Annotated in this window: 5 protein-coding genes; 4 read left to right on the top strand and 1 reads right to left on the bottom strand. The window is 30.4% G+C overall.

Features of this window, described 5'->3' with window-relative positions; genetic code table 11:
- Nucleotides 1-197: 197 nt before the first annotated feature.
- Entirely contained in the window at nucleotides 198-2,360 is a 2,163-nt protein-coding gene (locus L3X37_RS15040) for a S9 family peptidase (protein ID WP_237240990.1), read from the top strand.
- A 109-nt stretch (nucleotides 2,361-2,469) separates the two neighbouring features.
- Here L3X37_RS15040 and L3X37_RS15045 read toward each other — a convergent pair whose 3' ends face one another.
- On the bottom strand, nucleotides 2,470-3,489 hold the full coding sequence (locus tag L3X37_RS15045; protein ID WP_237240991.1) for a formimidoylglutamase: 1,020 nt from the start codon (nucleotides 3,487-3,489) through the stop codon (nucleotides 2,470-2,472).
- Nucleotides 3,490-3,609: 120 nt separating this feature from the next.
- Here L3X37_RS15045 and L3X37_RS15050 point away from each other — a divergent pair, with 120 nt between their 5' ends.
- The 3 genes from L3X37_RS15050 to L3X37_RS15060 all read left to right on the top strand — a co-directional run.
- Nucleotides 3,610-4,494, top strand: a complete 885-nt coding sequence (locus L3X37_RS15050) for a DUF8428 domain-containing protein (protein WP_237240992.1) — start codon at nucleotides 3,610-3,612, stop codon at nucleotides 4,492-4,494.
- Between the two features lie 176 nt (nucleotides 4,495-4,670).
- A complete protein-coding gene (locus L3X37_RS15055; protein WP_237240993.1) occupies nucleotides 4,671-5,240 on the top strand; it encodes a Crp/Fnr family transcriptional regulator in 570 nt (189 codons plus the stop codon).
- Between the two features lie 167 nt (nucleotides 5,241-5,407).
- A partial coding sequence (locus L3X37_RS15060; protein WP_500814678.1) for a transposase occupies nucleotides 5,408-5,592 on the top strand: 185 nt, incomplete at its 3' end.

Consider the following 5,592-nt stretch of genomic DNA (forward strand, 5'->3'; position numbering starts at 1 on the left):
TTATAATTGCATATTTGAAAAACCAAGGAAAACAAAAAGAGTATAAACAGATTCACTCAAGCCAGTTAAGGTTATTTGAGTAATTCTGATACCTCGTCAGCTTGCTGCGGGGTAGTTCATTTATAGTATCAATAATTCTTTAAAAATGAATTAAATAAATTATCTTCGTTACATTAAAAAGAAATCAACTAAAAAATATGAAATATTCAATTTGTCTACTTTTAATAGCTATTATAACTTTTTCTTGTAATTTGAATAAATCTAATAAACCTTATGCTACGATTGAAGCTCCGGTTGCTAAAAAAACACCAAAAGAGCTTACTATTCACAACGATACACGAATAGACAATTATTTTTGGATGCGCTTAAGTGATGAACAGAAAAATGCAGAAAATCCAGACGAGAAAACTCAAGATGTACTAGATTACTTAAATGCAGAGAATGAATATTTAAGTAAAGCCATGGTGCATACAACAAATCTTCAAGATAAATTGTACAATGAAATTGTTGGACGTATAAAGAAAGACGATCAGTCTGTTCCTGTAAATGATAATGGTTATTCTTATTATACACGCTTTGAAGAAGGAGGCGATTATGCTTTGTATTGTAGAAAAAAATTAGAAGAAGGTGCTAAGGAAGAAGTCATGCTTCATGGTCCAGAAATGGCAAAAGGTTATTCTTATTATGGCTTTGGAGGACGCTCAGTAAGTCCAGATAACAAAATGCTAGCTTTTGGTATTGATACTATATCTAGACGACAATATACTTTGTATTTTAAAAATTTAGAAACGGGTAATTTATTAGCCGATAAACTAAGTAATACTGGTGGAAGTGCTACTTGGGCAAATGATGGTAAAACCGTTTTTTATACCACTAAAGACCCACAAACATTGCGTCAAAATAAAATTGTAAAACATGTTATTGGTACTAATCAATCTGAAGATGTTGTGGTTTACGAGGAGAAAGATGATACATTTAGATGTGGTGTTGGTAAAACTAAATCGGATGCTTACTTAGTTATTGGTAGTTTTCAAACCTTATCAACAGAATTTAGAGTTTTAGACGCTAATACACCTAATGGTGAGTGGAAATTGATTCAACCAAGAGAGAAAAATTTAGAATACACCATTGATCACTTTAAAGATCACTTTTATATAAGAACAAATAAAGATGCAAAAAACTTTAAATTAGTTAAAACACCAGTTGATAAAACTGAAAAAGACAATTGGGTAGATGTTATAGGGCATAGAGAAGATGTTTATTTTCAAGGTATGGATTTGTTTGAAAACTATTTAGTGGCTCAAGAACGAAAAGAGGGTTTACGTACCATTAGAGTTATGAAATGGGATGGAACCGATGATCATTACATCAAATTTAGCGACCCAGCATATTTTGCTGCAACAACTTCTAATTTAGATTTTGATACCGATATCTTACGCTACACTTACAGTTCTTTAACAACACCAAATAGCACATATGAATACAATATGTCAACTAAAGGACAAGAGCTTTTAAAACAAATTGAAGTTTTAGATGATAATTTTTTAATTGATAATTATATTTCAGAGCGTTTATATGCAACCGCAACTGATGGTACAAAAGTGCCAGTATCTTTAATTTATAAAAAAGGCATTGAAAAGAATGGTAAAAACCCTTTATTGCTTTATGCTTACGGTTCTTATGGCAATAGTCAAGAACCAAGGTTTAACTCCACACGTTTAAGTTTGTTAGACAGAGGCTTTATTTACGCGATTGCTCATATTCGTGGTGGACAAGAAATGGGTAGAGATTGGTATGAAAACGGAAAACTATTAAAAAAGAAAAACACGTTTACAGATTTTATTGATGTTGGTCAATTTTTAATTGACGAAAAATTTACAAGTAGCAACCACTTATATGCTTATGGCGGATCTGCTGGGGGCTTATTAATGGGAGCTGTTTTAAATATGAAGCCACAAATGTGGAATGGTGTTATAGCTGCTGTTCCTTTTGTTGATGTCGTTTCAACGATGTTAGATGAAACAATTCCATTAACAACTTTTGAGTTTGATGAATGGGGAAACCCAAAAAACAAAGAATATTATGATTATATGAAATCGTATTCACCCTACGATAATGTAGAAGCTAAAGACTATCCAAACATTTTAATTACTACAGGGTATTGGGATAGCCAAGTACAATATTGGGAGCCAGCTAAATGGATTGCAAAATTACGTGAGCTTAAAACCGATGATAACTTATTAATTATGGATTGTAACATGGAAACAGGACATGGAGGCGCATCAGGGCGTTTTGAGCGTTATAAAAGGTTAGCACTAACTTATGCTTTTATATTTGATTTAGAGGGGGTTACAGAATAAATGCAAAATTGTTAGTAAGAGCTTTGATCTTATCAAAGCTCTTTTTTTAAAACAATAACTCCATTTTAATATCGCTACCTTTATATGGCTTTTAGACTCTAAAGGGATTTCAATTAGCATGTGCTTTTATAAAATCGGTAATTAAATAGGTAATAAGTTTTCCAACTTGATTTTCTGTTTTCTTTTTAGGAGCAGCTTCGCAAATATGTAAATAAGTTGCATTTTTATGATTTGCAAAAAAACTAACAAATTGTCGTGTTTTTTTAACGCTAAAACCACTTGGTGTCATAGCACTGCTAGGTGTGTTCTCAATAGCATCGCAATCAATTTCAATTCCAAATTGTGTTTGAGAAATAAATTCTGAAACATAATACATTTCTTTTTTAAACTTTAATTCATTTCTTATTTCTAAAGCTTCAAAGGTGTTGTATTTTATGTTTTTTAATTTCTTCAAGGTTTTAAAAATTCTATCAGAAGTATAATTTTCATGCAAACCAAAAATAAAATATCGATTTAAAAACCCTTCCGCGAAAGCGTAACTAAAACCATTACCACTATGTCTTCCTTCTTCTGGTCTAAAATCGCTGTGTGCATCAAAATTAACACTATTTATAGGTTTATTTAAAGCTAATGATGTGCCCTTTATATTGCCGTAAGCATTGTTATGCCCACCACCAATAACTATAGCTTTTTTGCCGGAAGCAATAATTTGTTGCATAATATGTGCTACATAATTATCAATTTGATCTACCATCTTTCTAGCTTTTTTTAGGTCATTTTTTTTATTTTGACTGAGTTTTGATACTGCTAATAATTCTTCAGAAAAATCTAAATGTCCTAAAATTAAAACAGCATTTGCCTTAGTAAATGCATTACTTTTAATATTTAACAAAACTTTTAATGTGGCTTCCCAAGCACGTGAAGCTCCTAATTTTCCTAGGTTTGCAAACACGCCAACATCTTCAGGTAAACCAATTATTACATAGGTAACATCCAAATTTTTAAGTTGTTCGTATATATTGGAAATGCTGGTTAACATTTTAACATGTTCGCCAAATTTGGATTCACTAGAGCGCTTGTTTAATAATTTATTACGTGTCGTATTGTTAAATAAAACCAGTTTATCCATGAAATAATTAATATTGTATTGATAAATAAAATTAATCAATATTTGTTTAAAAATAGCATAAAATTAAAGGATTAAAAATTTAGATTAACATTAAACTCACAACACTAAAACAAGTAAATTATGGAAAATAACAAAAGTAGTATGGGATTAAAAGTAGCTTTAGGGATAGCTTTAGCTTTGTTTTTAGCAACAGGTTTTTACACTATGAATCTTTATAGTGAAAAAAAGGACAACGAAGCTAAATTAATTGAAGAGAAAGAATTGGTTATGAATGATTTAAACACCATGGCTAAGCAATATGATGAAGCAATTGGTGAAAACGAAGTTGCAAATCAGAACTTAATTGATGCAAGAACTAGAATTCAAGGATTAATAGATTCATTAAAAATATCTGAAACTAACGTAAGAAGCTTATGGAGGTACAAAAAGAAATACCAATCCTTACAGAAAGAAATGGATGTTTTATTGGCTCAAAATGACTCGTTAAGAGTAGAGAATTCATACTTAGCAACCTCTTTAGATAGCACAAGAGTACGTTTAGAAGAGCGTACCATGTTCACAGATTCTTTATTAGTACAAAACACAGCTTTAGCTGAAGTAGTTGAAAATGCAGCAGTTTTAAACACAGTGGGCCTAAAAGGTTTTGGAGTTATTGAAAGAACTTCAGGAAAATTAATTCCAACTGAAAGAGCGAGTAGAGTAGATAAGATTAGAGTTTGTTTTACTGTAGCTAAAAATACTTTGGTACAAGCTGGAGATCAAGAATTATATGTTCAAGTTATTGACCCAAAAAACAATACTTTAGGTTCTAATGAGCAAGTACAGTTTGGAGAAAAAACATTAAACTACAGTATAATTAGTAAGTTTAACTACGAAAATGGGAGTCTTAATGTTTGCGAATTTGTAGCTTCAAAAGGAGATAGCAAATTTGAAAAAGGACGTTATCTTGTAAATGTTTTTAACGAAAAAGATTTGGTATCTAGCTCAGAGTTTACATTAAAGTAAACAATATTATATAACACTTAAGAGCCAAAAACCTCAAGTTTTACTTGGGGTTTTTTAATGCATTATTTTTAAGTAATAATGCACATAAACAATTTTATTTGCTAATTGTAGATAAACTAATAAAGAATAAAGTATAAGCTATAACTTTATACAACACCAACTAATTTTAACCATATATGGATAGAAACTTTACTTTTTTAAATTCTATTTCTAATATATCAGAAGAAGCTTTTTCTGAAGTAAAAAAGATTTCAACATTTAAAAAAATAGAGGCGGGCACTCAAATAGTAAAATTAAGCGATGTTCCATCAAAGGCATACATGCTTGTTTCTGGTATTATACGTTGTTACGTAATAACTGAATCTGGTAAAGAATTTAATAAAAGTTTTTATTTACCAGTAAGTTTTGCGGCTTCGTTAACTGCTTTAATGAAAAGAAAGCCTTCTGTTTTTGTTTTTGAAGCATTAACTGATTGTAAAATTTATGAGATTGATTATTATAAGTTAATGCGTTTGTGTGACACAAATTCGAATCTTAAAAATTTGTATACTAAGGTTTTAGAGTTTTTATATGTGAAATATGAAAAACGTTTGGTAGAGTCTATAACGTTAAATGCCACCGAACGTTATCTTCAACTAAAAAAGGAAATCCCCAATGTGGATGAGTTGATTTCTCAATACCAAATTGCATCATATTTAGGAATAACAGCTGTTCAATTAAGCAGAATTAGAAAAAAAGTTAGTTAATTAACAAATGTTAATTTTTAAGAAAATATTATATTATATATTTGAATCGATTTATTGTATATTGTAAAATACAAAGATTTAATAGCAAACCAACCAAAAAAAAAGAGGCTGTCTGAAAAGGCAGTCTTTTTTTTTGCAAATTTTCTAGTAAATTCTTAACTTTAAGGATGAGCAGAAAAGTCATTTTTAAGACCTACAACCAAGATCAGTTAAGTCTTTTACCACCCAGTTATGATGATTTAGTTCCAGTTAATCATCCCGTACGTATTGTAAACACGATTATTGACCACGTAGATATTAGCGCATTAGAAAAAAGCTACAAAGGCGGCGGCACATCAAGCTATCATCCACG

Source organism: Wocania arenilitoris, assembly GCF_021728535.1.
In the GTDB taxonomy this organism is placed as follows: domain Bacteria; phylum Bacteroidota; class Bacteroidia; order Flavobacteriales; family Flavobacteriaceae; genus Wocania_A; species Wocania_A arenilitoris.

What these genes read in the sequence shown, in the direction of transcription:
- L3X37_RS15040 (WP_237240990.1), top strand. Translation starts at nt 198, where the DNA reads ATGAAATATTCAATTTGTCTACTTTTAATAGCTATTATAACTTTTTCT.
- L3X37_RS15045 (WP_237240991.1), bottom strand. Translation starts at nt 3,489, where the DNA reads ATGGATAAACTGGTTTTATTTAACAATACGACACGTAATAAATTATTA.
- L3X37_RS15050 (WP_237240992.1), top strand. Translation starts at nt 3,610, where the DNA reads ATGGAAAATAACAAAAGTAGTATGGGATTAAAAGTAGCTTTAGGGATA.
- L3X37_RS15055 (WP_237240993.1), top strand. Translation starts at nt 4,671, where the DNA reads ATGGATAGAAACTTTACTTTTTTAAATTCTATTTCTAATATATCAGAA.